13 protein-coding genes are annotated in these 15,484 nt (G+C 50.8%); 3 read left to right on the top strand and 10 right to left on the bottom strand.

Annotated elements, in window-relative coordinates; translation table 11 throughout:
- Positions 1-4: 4 nt before the first annotated feature.
- Positions 5-463: a DNA-binding transcriptional regulator DecR gene (gene decR, locus OGX98_RS07810; RefSeq protein WP_045440577.1), complete on the bottom strand. Its 459-nt coding sequence runs from the start codon at positions 461-463 to the stop codon at positions 5-7.
- Positions 464-575: 112 nt separating this feature from the next.
- Here decR and OGX98_RS07805 point away from each other — a divergent pair, with 112 nt between their 5' ends.
- On the top strand, positions 576-1,631 hold the full coding sequence (locus tag OGX98_RS07805; protein ID WP_286595079.1) for a PLP-dependent cysteine synthase family protein: 1,056 nt from the start codon (positions 576-578) through the stop codon (positions 1,629-1,631).
- A 52-nt stretch (positions 1,632-1,683) separates the two neighbouring features.
- Here the strand turns inward: OGX98_RS07805 and cof are convergent, their stop codons facing one another.
- Positions 1,684-2,502 carry an HMP-PP phosphatase gene (gene cof, locus OGX98_RS07800; protein WP_286595078.1) on the bottom strand — a complete coding sequence of 273 codons (819 nt, stop codon included), beginning with the start codon at positions 2,500-2,502 and terminating at the stop codon, positions 1,684-1,686.
- Positions 2,503-2,772: 270 nt separating this feature from the next.
- On the opposite strand from cof, the gene OGX98_RS07795 reads away from it, so the two are divergent.
- Both OGX98_RS07795 and queC read left to right on the top strand, forming a co-directional pair.
- Positions 2,773-4,473, top strand: coding sequence for an SgrR family transcriptional regulator (locus OGX98_RS07795; RefSeq protein WP_225760587.1), 1,701 nt, complete (start codon positions 2,773-2,775; stop codon positions 4,471-4,473).
- A 64-nt stretch (positions 4,474-4,537) separates the two neighbouring features.
- Positions 4,538-5,233 carry a 7-cyano-7-deazaguanine synthase QueC gene (gene queC, locus OGX98_RS07790; protein ID WP_045440563.1) on the top strand — a complete coding sequence of 232 codons (696 nt, stop codon included), beginning with the start codon at positions 4,538-4,540 and terminating at the stop codon, positions 5,231-5,233.
- Between the two features lie 99 nt (positions 5,234-5,332).
- Here queC and fadM read toward each other — a convergent pair whose 3' ends face one another.
- From fadM to tig, 8 genes are all read right to left on the bottom strand, one after another.
- Positions 5,333-5,731: a long-chain acyl-CoA thioesterase FadM gene (gene fadM, locus OGX98_RS07785; RefSeq protein ID WP_045440562.1), complete on the bottom strand. Its 399-nt coding sequence runs from the start codon at positions 5,729-5,731 to the stop codon at positions 5,333-5,335.
- A 252-nt stretch (positions 5,732-5,983) separates the two neighbouring features.
- The gene (locus tag OGX98_RS07780) at positions 5,984-6,358 is read right to left on the bottom strand and encodes a helix-hairpin-helix domain-containing protein (protein ID WP_200041943.1); all 375 of its coding nucleotides are present in this window, start codon (positions 6,356-6,358) and stop codon (positions 5,984-5,986) included.
- 146 nt (positions 6,359-6,504) lie between these two features.
- On the bottom strand, positions 6,505-8,379 hold the full coding sequence (gene ppiD / locus OGX98_RS07775; RefSeq protein WP_045440559.1) for a peptidylprolyl isomerase: 1,875 nt from the start codon (positions 8,377-8,379) through the stop codon (positions 6,505-6,507).
- 202 nt (positions 8,380-8,581) lie between these two features.
- A complete protein-coding gene (hupB, locus tag OGX98_RS07770; protein WP_219352570.1) occupies positions 8,582-8,872 on the bottom strand; it encodes a nucleoid-associated protein HU-beta in 291 nt (96 codons plus the stop codon).
- Between the two features lie 190 nt (positions 8,873-9,062).
- Complete coding sequence (lon, locus tag OGX98_RS07765; protein ID WP_045440556.1) at positions 9,063-11,417, bottom strand: endopeptidase La; 2,355 nt, start codon at positions 11,415-11,417, stop codon at positions 9,063-9,065.
- A gap of 184 nt (positions 11,418-11,601) precedes the next feature.
- Positions 11,602-12,876: an ATP-dependent protease ATP-binding subunit ClpX gene (clpX, locus tag OGX98_RS07760; protein ID WP_045440553.1), complete on the bottom strand. Its 1,275-nt coding sequence runs from the start codon at positions 12,874-12,876 to the stop codon at positions 11,602-11,604.
- Between the two features lie 252 nt (positions 12,877-13,128).
- Complete coding sequence (gene clpP / locus OGX98_RS07755; protein ID WP_003021624.1) at positions 13,129-13,752, bottom strand: ATP-dependent Clp endopeptidase proteolytic subunit ClpP; 624 nt, start codon at positions 13,750-13,752, stop codon at positions 13,129-13,131.
- A gap of 247 nt (positions 13,753-13,999) precedes the next feature.
- On the bottom strand, positions 14,000-15,298 hold the full coding sequence (tig, locus tag OGX98_RS07750) for a trigger factor (RefSeq protein ID WP_045440551.1): 1,299 nt from the start codon (positions 15,296-15,298) through the stop codon (positions 14,000-14,002).
- Positions 15,299-15,484 lie beyond the last annotated feature (186 nt).

Here is a 15,484-nt window from a genome sequence, read left to right as displayed (position 1 = left end):
AGAATTATTCAATAGGTAGAGCAGTAGTATATTTAATCTGTTCCATGGCAAAGCTTGAGGTAACGTCCGATAGCCCCGGTACGCTGTTCACCAGGCGCTTGTAGAAATCGTCATAACGTTTCATATCGGCGACCTGAACCCGCATCAGGTAGTCGTACTCCCCCGCCATACGCCAGAAACCCAGTACCTCCGGCATGCCGGTGACTTCAGTGACAAAGCGGCAATACCATTCACTGCTGTGATGCTGGGTCTTAATCAACACGAATGCGGTTAAACCCAGCCCCAGTTTTTCCGGATCCAGTAGCGCGACTTTACCGAGGAGTACGCCGTCATCCTCCAGCCTCTTGAGTCGCTTCCAGCAGGGAGTGGTGGTCAGATTAACGGCATCCGCCAATGCCTGCAAAGAAAGGGTGCAGTCCTGTTGCAGTAAGCCGAGCAGCTTACGGTCAATTTTGTCTAACATATCCACTCCACAGAGAAGAATTTTCTCCTTACATTCTATTTTAAAGGCTAAATGGCAACAATTTTTTCCGTGCTTTTCGCTAATCTAGGCACAAAATGACAAATGGATATTAATGATGAATAGATCCTGGGTTAAAAACGCCATTAATGAAATCAATGCGGATTATCAGCGCTCCGCAGATACGCATCTCATTCGCCTGTCACTCCCGGCGTTTCCAGGTATTCAGCTCTACCTGAAAGATGAGAGTACGCATCCAACTGGCAGCCTGAAGCATCGACTGGCGCGTTCATTGTTCCTGTACGGATTGTGTAATGGCTGGATCAAAGAAGGCACCACCATTATTGAATCGTCTTCGGGGTCAACGGCGGTTTCAGAAGCCTATTTCGCCCGGCTGTTAGGACTGCCGTTTATTGCCGTTATGCCTTCCTGTACGGCAAAACGTAAAATTGAACAGATTGAGTTTTACGGCGGCCGTTGTCATTTTGTGGAAAGCGCCTGCGAAATTTATGCTGCGTCCGAGCAACTGGCACGTGAACTAAACGGTCATTACATGGATCAATTCACCTACGCCGAACGCGCTACCGACTGGCGTGGCAATAACAACATTGCCGACAGCATCTTCCGCCAGATGGAATGTGAACCCAACCCCGTTCCCAGACATATCGTGATGAGCGCCGGAACCGGTGGTACATCAGCAACGATAGGCCGCTATATTCGCTGCCAGGGTTATGACACTCATCTGATGGTAGTTGACCCGGAAAACTCTGTCTTTCTGCCATACTGGCAGGATCGTGATGCCACGTTACGCAGCCCTGTGGGAAGTAAAATTGAGGGTATCGGTCGCCCGCGCGTAGAACCGTCTTTCATTCCCGATGTCGTCGATGAAATGCTGCGCGTACCGGATGCAGCCAGCGTTGCCACTGCACATTGGCTGGAAACACAGTTGGGCCGAAAAGTCGGTGCCTCAACAGGAACCAATATGTGGGGAACGTTACAACTTGCCGCCCGCATGCGCGATGCAGGAGAAACTGGCTCGTTGGTGACGCTTCTGTGCGACAGCGGCGAACGCTATCTTGAGACTTACTACAACCCGCAATGGGTCAGTGTGCATATCGGTGATTTAGCGCCATGGAAAGCGGAAATATCCCGGTTACTGAATATCAACTAAAGCAGATAAAAAAAAGCCAGACCTAAAGGTCTGGCTTGCTGGAAGGGATCTCTCATTCGGGGGAATAAGGTAGATGCGGATTATCCAGCCAATGCGTCAAAAAGTGAGATACAGCCTGATTGCGGCAATGCCCAATCACCGATAAATGAGGAAGTTCAGCAATCAATTGCGGCATGGCGTTCCCCATAATCAGCCCGCGCCCGACGCTGCCCAACATTTCACGATCGTTCATGGCGTCACCAAATGCCATGCACTCTGCCATTGAAAAACCTAAATGATCACTCAACACCGCCAGCGCGGAGCCTTTATTGCAGCCCAGCGGCAGAACCTCCAGACAATCTACGGCGGAAAAACAGAGATTTGCCTGCTCGCCCAGCGCCTCATTTAATTGAATGCGCAGGCGGATGAGATCGTCATGATCGCCGCAGAAACAGATCTTCGTTACCTGATGGGCCGGAATTCGTTTCACATCAACTATCTGATAGAGAAATCCACTGTATACATGCGCTTTCAGGATCGACGGGATCTCTTGTCCGGTAAACCAGCCGTTATCGTTGAAGACATGCATGCTGGCCTGCGTATCCCACACATGATGCAGGAGAATATCAGCCACAGCGGGGTTCAGATCCTGACGGTGAAGTACATCGCCTTCCAGCGAATGAATGCGCGTCCCGTTGCCCGTTATCAAAAAGGCATCCAGCGAGATCGTACCTAAAATATGGCGCATCTCCAGGACATGGCGACCGGTGGCAAACGTCAGAGTGATATCGCGTTCACGCAGGCGTGCCAACGTTGAGAGCGTTTCATCACCTAAATGGTGATTCGGCATCAAAAGGGTGCCATCCATATCAAACGCAGCCAGACGAGCCATTTCTTTCTCCACACTGTGACGCAGTTAACTTGTGGTTCAGTATCACCTGAGATATACGGAAGTAATAGTGAATAGATAAAACAAATTGTTCCGGGTTTCTTTACACAACATCATTCGAGAAGCATCGAAGCGGCAAGTGAAGGAATTCCCAGGAACATATATTCCAGTATGTGACAGGGGCGGAGCAGATTTGAACTCTACCTGTAGCGGCCCCTTAAGGGGCGGGTAATGTGCAGCCAACAAAGAGGCAGCTTGAATGATGAAGTATAAATGCGACTTTTAAATCGCCTGAACCAGTACCAACGCCTCTGGCAGCCGTCGAGCGGAGAACCCCAGTCGGTCACCGTTGGCGAACTGGCTGAGCGATGTTTTTGCAGCGAGCGCCATGCAAGAACGTTACTGAAACAGGCGCAGGATGCCGGGTGGCTGATATGGGAAGCACAGCCCGGCCGCGGAAAACGGGGCCTGTTGCGCTTTTTGGTAACACCCGACTCACTGCGCAACACGATGATGGAACAGGCACTACAAAAGGGAGAACAACTCAGCGTACTGGAACTGGCCCAGCTGGCTCCCGGAGAGTTAAGAACTCTGCTGCAACCGTTTATGGGGGGGCAGTGGCAAAACGATACGCCGACATTGCGTATCCCCTATTACCGCCAGCTTGATCCGCTACATCCAGGCTTTCTCCCCGGTCGTGCTGAACAACACCTCGCCGGGCAGATATTCTCTGGCTTGACCCGCTTTGATAGTTATACCCAACGCCCCTGTGGAGATTTAGCTCATCACTGGGATATCTCCGCCGACGGCCTGCGCTGGGATTTCTATATTCGCTCCACGCTGTACTGGCATAATGGTGATGCGGTAAATACTGCACAGCTACATCAGCGCCTGTTAATGCTGCTCGAACTTCCTGCGCTCAATAAATTGTTTATCAGCATTAAACGCATTGAAGTAACGCATCCTCAATGCCTGACCTTTATTCTCCATCGTCCTGATTTCTGGCTGGCGCACCGTCTGGCAAGCTACAGCAGCCACCTTGCCCATCCTGAACAGCCACTCGTCGGCACCGGTCCGTTCCGGCTGACGCTGTTTACACCCGATCTGGTACGCATAGAGAGCCATGAGCACTATCATCTAAACCATCCGTTGCTGAAAGCTATTGAATACTGGATCACCCCGCAACTTTTCGCCCAGGACCTGGGTACCAGCTGTCGTCATCCGGTGCAAATTGCGATTGGTAAACCTGACGAGCTTGCCATGCTAAGTCAGGTTAGCAGCGGGATCAGCCTCGGATTTTGCTATTTGACGCTGCGGAAAAGTTCTCGTCTGAACACGCTCCAGGCTCGCCGGTTGGTCAATATCATTCATCGTTCTTCCCTGTTACAAACTCTTGATGTGGATGAAAATCTCATTACCCCAAGCAATGCGCTGTTGCCCGGGTGGACCATCCCACAATGGGATAACCAGGACGAAGTACCACTGCCGGAAAAACTGACATTGGCTTATCACCTTCCGGTTGAACTGCACGCCATGGCCGAACAGCTTCGCCAGGCGCTGGCAATACTGGGCTGTGAATTAACGCTGATTTTTCATAATGCGAAGAACTGGGATGGCGACCATCCTCTGGCCCAGGCAGACCTGATGATGGGTGACAGGCTAATTGGCGAGGCGCCAGAATATACCCTCGAACAGTGGTTGCGCTGCGATCAGCTATGGCCGCATGTTTTGGACGCTCCAGCGTTCTCCCATCTGCAAGCGACGCTGGATGCACTGCAAATTCAGGCTGATGAGGGCCATCGACACGCGGCTTTACAACAGGTTTTCGCCAGCCTTATGAATGACGCCACGCTAACGCCGCTGTTCAATTATCACTATCGCATTAGCGCTCCACCAGGCGTAAATGGCGTACGCCTGAACCCACGAGGCTGGTTTGAGTTCGCCGAAGCCTGGCTCCCACCCCCTTCAGTGTGAAGAAGCTGGTCGGCGCCACGCCCAGGCGCTACCATAGGGTTTTTGTTATTTGTCAGGAAAAGCCATGAAACGTGCCGTTGTAGTATTTAGTGGAGGTCAGGACTCCACCACTTGTCTGGCGCAAGCGCTGCATCAGTATGATGAAGTGCACTGCGTGACCTTTGATTATGGTCAGCGCCATCGCGCTGAGATTGATGTCGCACGTGACCTGGCCTTAAAACTTGGTGCCCGTGCACACAAAGTCCTTGATGTCACGCTGCTCAGCGAACTGGCTGTCAGTAGTCTGACCCGGGATAATATTCCGGTTCCGGATTATGAACCGGATGCTGACGGCATCCCCAATACCTTTGTGCCAGGGCGCAATATTCTGTTTTTAACGCTGGCGGCTATTTATGCTTACCAGGTGAAAGCGGAGGCTGTCATTACCGGCGTCTGCGAAACCGATTTCTCCGGTTATCCGGATTGTCGCGATGAATTTGTCAAAGCGCTGAACCATGCCGTTAGTCTGGGGATGGCAAAAGACATCCGCTTTGAAACCCCGCTGATGTGGATTGATAAAGCTGAAACCTGGGCGCTGGCCGATTACTGGGGCAAGCTGGATCTGGTGCGTAATGAGACACTGACCTGCTACAACGGAATTAAGGGCGACGGTTGTGGTCATTGTGCCGCCTGTAATCTGCGCGCTAACGGTCTGAACCATTATCTGGCGGATAAATCCGAGATTATGGCTGCAATGAAGCGCAAGACCGGGTTAAAGTAATTTTTGAATTGAGCCGGATTGCGGCATAACCGCCTAATCCGGCTTACAAATAATGAACTTCTGGGCCTGATAAGAAAAACGCCATCAGGCAACCGACAATTACTGCACCATCTGCTCCAGCTTTTCTCGCAACTCTCCTTCCAGCGGTAGCGCTTTCTGAGTTTTCAAATCAATGCAGACAAAAGTAATTAACGCATCGGCTACGACCTGCCCTTCCGGCTCCAGAGTGATTGTCTGGTTTAAAACTCCACTTTTTCCGTTTAACTGTTGTACCTGGCTGGTTATGGTCAGCAGATCGCTCAGCACGGCAGGACGCCGGTAGTTAATATTGATGTTAACCACCACAAAAGCGATGTTGTGTGCGGTCATCCACTGAAAGCTATCACTGTTTTCAAGACCGTCCCAGCGGGCTTCTTCCAGAAACTCAAGATAACGGGCATTGTTGACGTGCTGATAGACATCGAGATGATAACCACGGACTTTAATCTGTGTTTGCATAGCGCGGGAACCCTAATTTTTTTATAAGAACATACTCTAAGGATTTCGAGTTGCAGGACAAAACACGCTGTGTTTTGAACAGCGCTTGCGCTGGCCCCTAAGAGGGAGGTCGCAGACCGAGTAACGCAGCAAGCGTATAATTCGGGCAAGTGAGCGTAACCAACGCATCTACAGCTTGAAAGGCGACGAGTATAGAGGTCATAACTGGTATGACCTCTATAGTCTGGCAAATTTTTGCCACTGCGCAAGTTATTAAAGTGTTAAAAATGCCAGATTACGTTCCACCAGTGAACTTCCCATTCCCGGCACCTGCTTTAAATCATCGACGGTTTTAAACGGTCCGTACTCCTCCCGATAACTGACTATCGCCTGCGCCTTCTTCAATCCCACACCATTCATAACCCGCGCTAAATCCTCCGCAGAGGCTGTATTGATACTTACCCTGGTGCCTTCATCATCGCTGGATTTTGCCGGTGCAGTTGCTTTTCCATGCGCCGCACCAGAGGTATCTGCTTTGGTCTGGGTCATCTGACTTTTTGCGACAGGTTCCGCCGCCAGCGCACTTTGTGTCATACCCACACAAGTCAACGAAAGGGTAATAAGCAGTGCTTTGATTCCATGTTTCATACTGTTTGCTCCTTGTTTGTTAACAGTAGAGTCACGATAGCGAGGTGAAGAACAGCAGACAAATAGCAAATATCAGAAATGGAAAAGGCCGCGAAAGCGGCCTTTGGGGAATACAACTTTTTGCAATTTTTTGCGAAGAGCCTCGGTTACTGCTGCTGTTCCAGCGCATCACCGACTTTAATTTTTGCAGCTTTACGCAGGTTGCTCATCAGCGCTTCGAAGACAATCTGTGCGTTATTCTGGGTAATCCCCTGAACCATCGCTTTCTTCTGCTGCTCAGGCATAGAACCCGCTTTCACTTCTTCCAGCGCCAGCAGAACTACATTGCCCTGCATATCGTTCGCCACGCCGTAGCTCGGCTTGTCTTTCGCAGGCAGCCCCAGGCCAAATGCAGCCTGACTCACGGGATCCTGGCCAGTTCGGCTCAGCGTCTTCTCTTCGCCGAAGCTAAGACCGGCTGCTTTCATTGCTTCATCACCTTTACCGGCTTTCAGCTCAGTCAGCAGTTTGTCTGCATCCAGTTTCGCCTGTTGCTCAGCTTTATTATGCTTAACGAGCGCGATGACCTGCTCTTTCACATCCGCCAGTGGCTTAACAGCCTCTGCTTTATGCTCCGCAATACGCAGCACAAACGCACGATCGCCATCCACTGTGATGATGTCAGAGTTACTGCCCGGAGAACCATTCTCACCAATCAGACCACCATTAAAAATGATGTCAGAGACAGGTTTGAAATTCAGCTCTTCCGGCAGGGTGTCACGGCTAAACCAGCCCGTTTCGACCGCTTTCATGCCAGCAGCCTGCTCAGCCCCCGCCAGGGATTCGTTATCGTTACTTGCAGCATCGCTCACTTTCTGTTGCAACGCATAGTAAGCATCCAGCGCTTTTTCCTGCTTCACTTTCGCCGCGATATCATCACGCGCTTCGCTCAGAGGTTTAACCTGTGCTGGCTGGATATCGTCCAGGCGGGCAACGAGGAAACCAACCGAAGATTTGATCACACCTGACAGCTGACCTTTTTCTTTCAGGCCAGCATTTTTCAACTCATCCGGCGTAGTAGATTCTTCCAGCCATCCCATATCACCGCCGTTACGGGCAGAGATAATGTCGGCGGATTTTTCTTTGGCCAGAGCGGCAAAATCGCCGCCTTTGTTCAGCGCATCCAGTACCGCTTTGGCTTCATCTTCCGTTTTAGTCTGAATGATGCTGTAACGGCTACGCTGAGGTTGGGTGAACTGATCCTGATGCTGGTCATAGTAAGACTGAATATCAGCATCGCTGGCTGTTTCCTGCATTGCTGCAGCATCCAGCTTGATGTAACTCACACGGAACTGCTCCGGCGTCATAAAGCGATTTTTATTCTGCTCGTAGTAGCTGGCTACTTCCTGGTCGGTCACCGATTGCTTCGCAGCAAGGGCGTTGACGTCAATCGTCGCTTCACGCACGACACGTTGTTGTGCGACCAGCGCCGCCAGCTCATCCGTTTCACCTTTCAGCATGAAATCTGTCCCGGCAACGCCGTTGATCAGTTGCTGCGTGGTGAGCTGGTTACGCAGTGCCTGAGCATACTGGTCTGCAGTCATCCCCATCTGATTCACAATCGCGTTGTAGCGGTTGTTATCAAATTTGCCATCAACCTGGAAAGCAGGAGTAGCAAAAATAGCCTGTTTAACCTGCTCGTCGCTGATGCTGAGCTTAAGCTCACGGGAGTACTGATCCAGTAGAGCCTCGTCCACAAGACGATTCAACACCTGCTGACGCAGCGTTTTCATGTAGCCTTCGTTTGCCGCCAGTTCAGAGTACTGATCGCCCAACTGCTGCTGCATGCGATTACGTTCGCTGTTAAACGCATTCTCAAACTGCCCGCGGCTAATTTCCTGGCCATTCACTTTTGCGGCGTAGTTGTTGCTTCCGCCAATCAGGTAACCACTCACGCCGGTCAAAATGAACGACACGATAATGATACCGAAAATAATCTTGAGCACGAGACTGTTAGCAGCCGTGCGTAAGCTGTCCATCATGGTGTAACCACACTCCGCTGTAGGTGACTGTATACCTCACGCAGCATAGCGTTTTCTGAACGCTGCGCGGAAAGGTCTATTGTGACAAGAAACAGGGGCAATTGTCAGCCCACAACACGTAGAAAGTCCCGGAATGGGAAATAAAAAAGGCACATCAGTTGATGCGCCCTTGTACTTTGTCACATCCCCAAGGGGATCACTCTTAGTTTACCGCGTCTTTCAGTGCTTTACCTGCACGGAAACCCGGTACTTTTGCCGCGGCGATGGTGATCTCTTTACCAGTTTGCGGGTTGCGACCAGTACGGGCAGCACGCTCTTTAACGGCAAAAGTACCAAAACCTACCAGCGCTACGTCATCACCCTCTTTCAGAGATTCGGTAACAGAAGCAATAATTGCATCTAACGCACGGCCAGCCGCAGCTTTAGAGATATCAGCCCCTGCAGCAATTTTGTCGATCAGTTGAGATTTATTCACTCTTCTCTTCCTCTTTATAATTTATATCGCACCTGAATCCTTCAAAGTGCGAACGCGCAGCAGTTATATCAGGCCTGCCATGCCCTTACAACACCCGTTAATGATGGCAGACCTAATCCGTCATCTAAATTAGCTATACAAAAAAAGGCTGGCAAGTCCGAAATGACCTGCCAGCCCTGTTTTTATTAGTGCTCTTTGCGCGAGGTCACTATTTTGCCGCTACAACCTGCATTCCAGACGGTTCATTTTGCAGTGCGAGAGTCAGAACTTCCTCAATGCGTTTCACCGGATGGATGTCCAGATCGGCAATTACGTTGTCCGGAATCTCTTCCAGGTCACGTTTGTTTTCATCTGGAATTAAGACCGTTTTGATGCCGCCACGGTGTGCTGCCAGCAATTTTTCTTTCAAACCACCGATAGGCAGAACCTGACCACGCAGAGTGATCTCGCCGGTCATTGCTACATCTGCACGCACCGGGTTACCAGTCAGACAAGACACCAGCGCAGTACACATGGCAATACCCGCACTCGGACCATCCTTCGGTGTTGCCCCTTCAGGTACGTGGACGTGGATGTCGCGTTTTTCGTAAAAATCCGGATTAATGCCCAGTTTTTCCGCACGCGCACGAACCACGGTCAGCGCTGCCTGAATGGATTCCTGCATCACTTCACCCAGAGAACCGGTGTAGGTCAGCTTGCCTTTACCCGGTACACAAGCGGTTTCAATGGTCAGCAGATCGCCACCTACTTCCGTCCATGCCAGCCCCGTAACCTGACCAACGCGGTTTTCGTTGTCCGCACGGCCGTAGTCAAAGCGCTGTACCCCCAGGTAATCATGCAGGTTATCGCCATTGATTTCGATATGCTTCAGTGACTTATCGAGCAACAGTTGTTTAACCGCTTTACGGCACAGTTTGGAGATTTCACGCTCCAGACTACGTACGCCTGCTTCACGAGTGTAGTAACGAATAATGCCCACAATGGCGCTATCGTCGACCGTCAGCTCGCCTTTTTTCAGCGCGTTACGCTCAATCTGCTTCGGCAGCAGGTGACGTTTGGCGATATTCAGCTTCTCGTCTTCGGTATAACCGGACAGACGGATCACTTCCATACGATCCAGCAACGGCGCCGGAATGTTCATGGAGTTAGAGGTCGCAACGAACATGACGTCGCTGAGATCGTAATCCACTTCCAGGTAGTGATCGCTGAACGCCACGTTCTGCTCTGGATCCAACACTTCAAGCAGTGCGGAAGCCGGATCGCCACGCATGTCGGAAGACATTTTGTCGATCTCATCAAGCAGGAACAGCGGGTTTTTAACGCCCACTTTGGCCATTTTCTGGATCAGTTTACCCGGCATCGAACCAATATAAGTCCGGCGGTGACCACGAATTTCAGCCTCATCACGCACGCCGCCCAGCGCCATACGAATGTATTTACGCCCGGTCGCTTTAGCGATGGACTGGCCCAGAGAGGTTTTACCCACCCCCGGCGGTCCAACCAGGCACAGGATCGGCCCCTTGATTTTGTTCACACGGCTTTGAACCGCAAGATACTCGAGAATACGGTCTTTCACGCGCTCCAGACCGTAATGGTCGGTATCAAGGATTTCCTGCGCCTGACGCAGGTCTTTTTTGACCTTGCTACGCGCATTCCACGGAACCTGTACCATCCAGTCGATGTAGCCACGTACTACAGTCGCTTCTGCCGACATTGGAGACATCATTTTCAGCTTCTGCAGTTCAGCTTCCGCTTTCTCTTTTGCCTCTTTCGGCATTTTCGCCGCGTCGATCTTACGTTTCAGCGCTTCGTTTTCATCCGGCGCATCGTCCATCTCGCCGAGCTCTTTCTGAATGGCTTTCATTTGCTCGTTCAGATAGTACTCACGCTGGGACTTCTCCATCTGCTTTTTAACGCGGTTGCGAATGCGTTTCTCAACCTGCAGCAGATCGATTTCAGATTCCATCATCGCCATCAGATATTCCAGACGTTCGTTAACGTCGGACATCTCCAGAACGGACTGTTTATCAGCCAGCTTCAGCGGCATATGCGCAGCGATGGTATCCGCCAGACGCGCAGGATCGTCAATGCTGTTAAGCGACGTCAGCACTTCTGGTGGGATTTTCTTGTTCAGCTTGATATAGCCTTCGAACTGGCTGATTGCGGTCCGCACCAGCACTTCCTGTTCGCGCTCATCAATGGCTGGCGAATCAAGGTACTCCGCTTTCGCAGAGAAATGCTCGCCGTTATCAGACAGCGCAGAAATACGCGCGCGCTGTAACCCCTCGACCAGCACTTTTACGGTGCCGTCAGGCAGTTTCAGCATCTGCAAAATAGAGGCCACGGTCCCGACGGTGAAAAGATCGTTTACACCCGGCTCATCCGTTGAAGCTTCTTTCTGCGCGACCAGCATGATTTTTTTATCATGGTCCATAGCCGCTTCAAGGCAACGGATAGATTTTTCCCGCCCTACAAATAAGGGTATGACCATGTGCGGATAAACCACCACATCGCGCAACGGCAATACGGGGATTTCAATGCGTTCAGAACGCTCAGGATTCATAGAGCTCTCTCTTAGTTTAGTGTCCGCCAGGTAATCGGATGGCATTGCTGTGCTTCATACCACCTTTAACATGTATGTCAGTATATGGGGATGTTTCCCACACATTCAACGCCATGTTTACGGAAAAATAAAAGGGGAGATAAAATCCCCCCTTTTTGATTAACCGATTGTATAAAATGGTTAATTATTCACCAGATGCCTGCTGTGCTTCCGGCTTACCGTAAATCAATAACGGCTTGCTTTGGCCACTGATCACGGACTCGTCGATCACTACTTTTTCGACGTCTTCCATAGAAGGCAGATCGTACATTGTGTCGAGCAGCGCAGCTTCCACGATAGAACGCAGGCCACGGGCACCGGTTTTGCGCGCCATCGCTTTTTTAGCAATCGCATCCAGAGCTTCTTCACGGAATTCCAGATCGACACCTTCAAGATTGAACAGCGCCTGATACTGTTTGGTCAGGGCGTTTTTCGGTTCTTTCAGGATCTGGATCAGCGCTTCTTCACTCAGTTCGCTCAGAGTTGCCACAACCGGCAGACGACCGATGAATTCAGGGATCAGACCAAACTTGATCAGATCTTCCGGTTCGACCTGCGACAGCAGTTCACCTTCGCTGGCTTTATCAGACTGGGCTTTTACCGTCGCACCAAAACCAATGCCGGAGCCGGTTTCAACACGGTTAGCAATCACCTTATCCAGCCCTGCGAAAGCACCACCGCAGATAAACAGGATCTTAGAGGTGTCAACCTGCAAGAACTCCTGCTGCGGATGCTTACGTCCCCCCTGAGGCGGAACTGCAGCAACTGTCCCTTCGATCAGTTTCAGCAGCGCCTGCTGTACGCCTTCGCCGGAAACGTCACGCGTAATAGACGGGTTGTCTGATTTACGCGAGATTTTGTCGATCTCATCAATATAGACAATCCCGCGCTGCGCTTTCTGTACGTCGTAATCGCACTTCTGCAACAGTTTCTGAATGATATTTTCAACGTCTTCACCCACATAACCGGCTTCGGTCAGGGTGGTGGCATCAGCCATAGTGAACGGAACATCCAGCAGGCGCGCCAGCGTTTCAGCCAGCAGCGTTTTACCGGAACCCGTCGGGCCAATCAGCAGGATGTTACTTTTGCCCAACTCGACGCCATTGCTGGTGTCGCCATTGCGCAGACGTTTGTAATGGTTGTATACCGCGACCGCCAGCACTTTCTTCGCCTGTTCCTGACCGATAACGTAATCGTCCAGGTGGTTGCGAATTTCGTGTGGCGTCGGCAGCGCACTGCGTTCACGGTGCGGTGCTACTTCCTTAATCTCTTCGCGAATGATGTCGTTACATAAATCAACACATTCGTCGCAGATATACACGGATGGACCGGCAATCAGCTTGCGCACTTCATGCTGGCTTTTGCCGCAAAAAGAGCAGTACAACAATTTGCCCGAGCCATCTTTGCGTTTATCTGTCATGGGTCAAAACCTCTTCTTTGTTCTTTGTGCCGCACACGACGACGCAAATGCCATTCTCAGGCGCAAGGCCGCTTGTCAGCGTTGTGCCGCCCTTCATTAGTATATACACAAAATCATTCGAGCTACATCGAGGCGGCAACTAAGCAAATCCCCGGCCGCTTACATAAGTAAGTAACAGGGGTAAGCGCTGGCAGCCTACAAAGAGGTAACTTTAAGGATAAAGTGTGTAGCGGCACACCTGCACCTCAGGCATCAATTACGATGGGTCAAAATCGAGTCGACCAGACCATACTCCACCGCTTCAGAAGCGGAGAGGAAGCGATCGCGCTCAGTATCACGCTCAATCTGCTCAAGAGATTGACCCGTATGGTGCGCCATAAGTTCATTCATGCGCCCTTTCACTTTCAGGATTTCACGGGCATGAATTTCAATATCCGTCGCCTGGCCCTGGTAACCGCCCAGAGGCTGGTGGATCATGACGCGAGAGTTAGGCAGGCAAAAACGCTTACCTTTTGCCCCTGCAGTCAGCAGGAACGCGCCCATTGAGGCCGCCTGGCCCATACAAATGGTGCTGACGTCCGGCTTAATAAACTGCATGGTGTCATAGATAGACATCCCTGCGGTAATCACCCCACCAGGGGAGTTGATGTACAGGTAGATATCTTTTTCCGGGTTTTCCGCTTCCAGGAACAGCATCTGCGCCACAATCAGGTTAGCCATATGGTCTTCGACCTGGCCAGTCAGAAAAATAACGCGTTCCTTAAGTAGACGAGAATAGATATCAAAAGAGCGCTCACCACGTGAGGTCTGTTCAATGACCATCGGCACCAGCGCCATATGGGGTGCAAAGTTATCTCGTTCGCCGCTGTATGACATTTCCGTCTCCTGGATAAAATTTGAAAAAACCTGCTGTGCTGATTGTAACCTTATGGACGGATTATCAGCTAGTCCCTCTGTAATGGGTACGACATCGCCATAATTCAAGCATAACAATCTTTTGTTGTAACGCTAACACTGAAACGCTGTTTTCGCACTCTTCCCATGCAAAATCCATGACAAAAAAAAACCCGCCACCTGAAGGTGACGGGCTTGCGTATATATTTCGTGCTAAAAAAGCGACGAATTACGCCTGCTGGTTCATCAGCTCGTTGAAAGAAGTGGCTTTTTCAGTCACTTTCGCTTTCGCCAGAACCGCTTCAACAGCCTGTTCTTCCAGAGCGACGTTGCGCATGTTTTCCATCAGCTCTTTGTTTTTGCTGTAGAATTCAACAACTTCTTTCGGATCTTCGTAAGCAGAAGCCATCTCTTCGATCAGGCCCTTAACACGCTCTTCGTCAGCTTTCAGCTCATTGGTACGAATCACTTCGCCCAGCAGCAGGCCAACAACTACGCGGCGTTTAGCCTGTTCTTCGAACAGTTCACGCGGCAGTTCCAGAGCTTGTTTCTCGTTGCCACCAAAACGCTGAGCAGCCTGACGACGCAGAACATCGATTTCGTTGTCAATCAGAGCAGCAGGAACGTCGATGTCATTGGCTTTCACCAGACCTTCGATCGCCTGAGTCTTAACGCGGTTACGCACGGCACCTTTCAGCTCGCGTTCCATGTTTTTACGCACTTCAGCGCGCAGACCGGCAACGGAACCATCTTCAACGCCGAAACGTTTGATGAATTCTTCAGTCAGTTCCGGCAGTTCACGTTCTTCAACTTTTTTCAGGTTGATAACGAATTTAGCGGCTTTACCTTTCAGGTTTTCAGCGTGGTACTCTTCCGGGAAGGTCACGTCGATAGTGAACTCTTCGCCAGCTTTGTGACCTTTAACACCTTCTTCAAAGCCCGGGATCATACGACCCTGGCCCATCGCCAGTACGAAATCAGATGCTTTGCCGCCTTCGAACTCTTCACCGTCTACAGAACCGGTGAAGTCGATGGTTACACGGTCTTCTGCATCAGCAGCGCCGTCTTTGTCTTTCCAGGTTGCCTGCTGCTTACGCAGGGTGTCCAGCATAACGTCAACGTCAGCGTCGGTCACTTCAACAACCGGTTTTTCAACTTCAATAGCTTCCAGACCGGTCAATTCAACTTCCGGGTATACTTCGAATTCTACCGCGTAAGTGAAATCTTCACCCAGTTTGTATTCGCCCGGAACGTAGTTCGGTGCGCCAGCCGGATTAATTTTTTCTTTAATGATTGCGTCAACGAAGTGACGGCTCATCAGGTCACCCAGAACGTCCTGGCGAACAGATGCGCCATAACGCTGAGCAACAACATTCATCGGTACTTTTCCCTTGCGGAAACCGTCAATACGCACTTTCTTCGCTACGTTGACCAGCTCGCTTTTCACAGCGGTCTCGATGCTGTCAGCAGCGATAGTAATCGTTACACGGCGGCCAAGGCCTTGAGTGGTTTCAACTGAAACTTGCATCTTGTTACCTCAAAAAATCACAGTGCTCGGTCAACTCTTCTCCGCAAGCACAGGTTGTTGGCTTCGCGGAACCGGGATGTTCTCATAATCAATCACATTCCCTGTCGTCAGAATCATCCCGAAGACATTCCGAAAAATAAGACGCGCATTATAGCGGCATCACTTTTATGAGTCGAGAACGGTTAT

This window comes from Citrobacter sp. Cm046, assembly GCF_030333065.1.
Taxonomy (GTDB): domain Bacteria; phylum Pseudomonadota; class Gammaproteobacteria; order Enterobacterales; family Enterobacteriaceae; genus Citrobacter; species Citrobacter murliniae.
This window is presented reverse-complemented; position numbering and strand designations above follow the sequence as displayed.

Coding starts and splice junctions, on each gene's coding strand:
- decR (WP_045440577.1), bottom strand. CDS start 463: ATGTTAGACAAAATTGACCGTAAGCTGCTCGGCTTACTGCAACAGGAC.
- OGX98_RS07805 (WP_286595079.1), top strand. CDS start 576: ATGATGAATAGATCCTGGGTTAAAAACGCCATTAATGAAATCAATGCG.
- cof (WP_286595078.1), bottom strand. CDS start 2,502: ATGGCTCGTCTGGCTGCGTTTGATATGGATGGCACCCTTTTGATGCCG.
- OGX98_RS07795 (WP_225760587.1), top strand. CDS start 2,773: ATGCGACTTTTAAATCGCCTGAACCAGTACCAACGCCTCTGGCAGCCG.
- queC (WP_045440563.1), top strand. CDS start 4,538: ATGAAACGTGCCGTTGTAGTATTTAGTGGAGGTCAGGACTCCACCACT.
- fadM (WP_045440562.1), bottom strand. CDS start 5,731: ATGCAAACACAGATTAAAGTCCGTGGTTATCATCTCGATGTCTATCAG.
- OGX98_RS07780 (WP_200041943.1), bottom strand. CDS start 6,358: ATGAAACATGGAATCAAAGCACTGCTTATTACCCTTTCGTTGACTTGT.
- ppiD (WP_045440559.1), bottom strand. CDS start 8,379: ATGATGGACAGCTTACGCACGGCTGCTAACAGTCTCGTGCTCAAGATT.
- lon (WP_045440556.1), bottom strand. CDS start 11,417: ATGAATCCTGAGCGTTCTGAACGCATTGAAATCCCCGTATTGCCGTTG.
- clpX (WP_045440553.1), bottom strand. CDS start 12,876: ATGACAGATAAACGCAAAGATGGCTCGGGCAAATTGTTGTACTGCTCT.
- clpP (WP_003021624.1), bottom strand. CDS start 13,752: ATGTCATACAGCGGCGAACGAGATAACTTTGCACCCCATATGGCGCTG.
- tig (WP_045440551.1), bottom strand. CDS start 15,298: ATGCAAGTTTCAGTTGAAACCACTCAAGGCCTTGGCCGCCGTGTAACG.